2 protein-coding genes are annotated in these 2,091 nt (G+C 28.8%); both read right to left on the reverse strand.

What is annotated here, in order from left to right; genetic code table 11:
• Positions 1-214 precede the first annotated feature (214 nt).
• Positions 215-508 carry a hypothetical protein gene (locus CN692_RS21570; RefSeq protein ID WP_098121186.1) on the reverse strand — a complete coding sequence of 98 codons (294 nt, stop codon included), beginning with the start codon at positions 506-508 and terminating at the stop codon, positions 215-217.
• Between the two features lie 690 nt (positions 509-1,198).
• Positions 1,199-2,091, reverse strand: an 893-nt coding sequence (locus CN692_RS21575) for a SpoVR family protein (protein WP_179865647.1), incomplete at its 5' end; no start/stop codon positions are given.

A 2,091-nucleotide genomic window follows, 5' to 3' on the forward strand; every position in this document is an offset into this window, starting at 1 on the left:
GGTAAAGCAAATGGTTAAAGCTATTATATCTCAAATAAAATGAAGTTACAAACTACTAATAAATTTCTTCTAAAAAAGACAGTTTGGATAAAGTTTAATTAACTTAGATGATAGATTCCAATTCAACTTATGCATGTGTTAGTTAAATAAGACCACTTTAAAAGCCATATCAAATGATATGACTTTTAAAGTGGTGAAACGTCACCTAGTCTTATTATTTATTTCGTTGTTTTTTATTTCGTTCTACAAATAAATGATATTCTTGAAATTCATCTTCAAGTTTATCTAGTATTCTACCAGTTGTATGTTCATCAGATAATTTTTGACAATACATTTCTAATAAGAATTTTCCTGCTTTATAATTTATAAGAAAAATCGGATAATCAGATTCATATCTGTTATTTTTTTTCCCTTCTACTAAAAAATGTTGAGTCATCTTTTCACCAAAGATTTTTATATGAAGTTTTACTAAATCATCATATTTTTCTTTCTCTTCCTGGTTAAACATTTGTATTTCCCCCTATGTGTTCTTATTGAACTAACGCATGCGTTAGTTGAACAACAATCTGTTAATTTTCTTTATCACTTAAGAAAGCTAAATCAAAAATAAGTTATGCCTAAATAAAACCCTAAAGTTTTAGAAAGCTTCAATAGAAATCTAGTTAAATTTTTCTGTTTCAATTAGAGATGTTCTATCATTTTATTTTTCTTATTATTTTGCTCGTCTAAAATTAATAAACAAAAAATGGCTAAAGCATTAATTACAATTGCAACAAATAAAAAGGTAATATAATACATAAAATTCTCCAATAATTTAAATTCTGATTAGTTGAAAGATACTAATATAAGGATTATAAAATTACAATTTTCTTTAATTTATATTAATTATAACTTAATATTTGCATTTGTAATTTGGGATAATTTGGCTATTACCTCATAAAAATTAGCTGCCAATGGCAACCCAAGATCTTGAACTAAAGCAATGCGTTAGTTCAAGAGGACAAGAAAACGCCTGTTTAAAATCACGACAGGCAAGTAAAAAAAGTCCCGTATTTCACTTCTGATATTATATAGATTTAGCTCAAAATGTGGAGAGTACTTGTTTGGTTGTGGCATGGATAATGGTAATCAACATATCTCTTTTTAAACAACAAGGTTTACGAAAACAGCTAAAATAAAAAAACGTCTAAACAGGCATTTACAAAGTTTTACGATTTATATTATTGCCGTCATAACTAAATAATACAGCTTTTCCATCCATTTTTGTCTCAATATGAGTCGGTCTTCCCCATAATTGGAATATATATGGTAAAACTTTTTCAAGATATTTAAGATCTAATTCAATTTCTTCAAATGAATGATTTAAATACAATTCACCATTTTTTTGATAGTCTCCATCATTTACAGTAATATAGGGGTATCCTCCATTCGTACGCATGTTTACCAATTGATCACGTACATTCACCCAACTTTTATCATTAACCTTATATTCTTTTCCCTGTTTATTAAACAAGTACAAGTCTTTGTTCATAACAAATTCTTTTGATAAATAGTTTCTAATAAAACTAGTATCTGATTCAAGCTCGCGTACTTCAAAAATTTTTTCAGTTCCAGAACCAACTTTCACCCCATATTGTTTCATTTCTTCAGATGGATTGTTATATCTTTCTTCAATATCCTCAAACATTTTCAGTCCAAAATAGTAAGGGTTTATACTTGTCTTCGAGGTCTGTAGTACACTTGCATTCAGTTTTGCAAATTCAATTGATTCACCTGATGTTAAATCTAACTCTCTCAAAATACGTTGATGCCAAAGACTAGCCCATCCCTCATTCATAATTTTTGTTTCGAGCTGTGGCCAAAAATAAAGCATTTCCTCTCGTAACATTGTTAAAATGTCTCGTTGCCACTCTTCTAATTCGCGACTAAAATGTTGAATAAATAGTAAAAGATCCTTTTCAGGTTGTGGTGGGAATTTCTTTTTTGGAGGTTTTACAGGAGCAATGTTTTCTCTTTTATTATCTAAATTCCATAAATCATCATATGGTCCTACTCGAGAAACGGTGGGGATCATATCATCTTCTAATTGCC

Origin of the sequence: Bacillus sp. AFS002410 (assembly GCF_002556365.1) — a bacterium.
Taxonomy (GTDB): Bacteria; Bacillota; Bacilli; order Bacillales; family Bacillaceae_G; genus Gottfriedia.

Bases quoted from the DNA above. Each gene is read 5' to 3' on its own strand.
- CN692_RS21570 (WP_098121186.1), bottom strand. From the start codon at position 508: ATGTTTAACCAGGAAGAGAAAGAAAAATATGATGATTTAGTAAAACTT.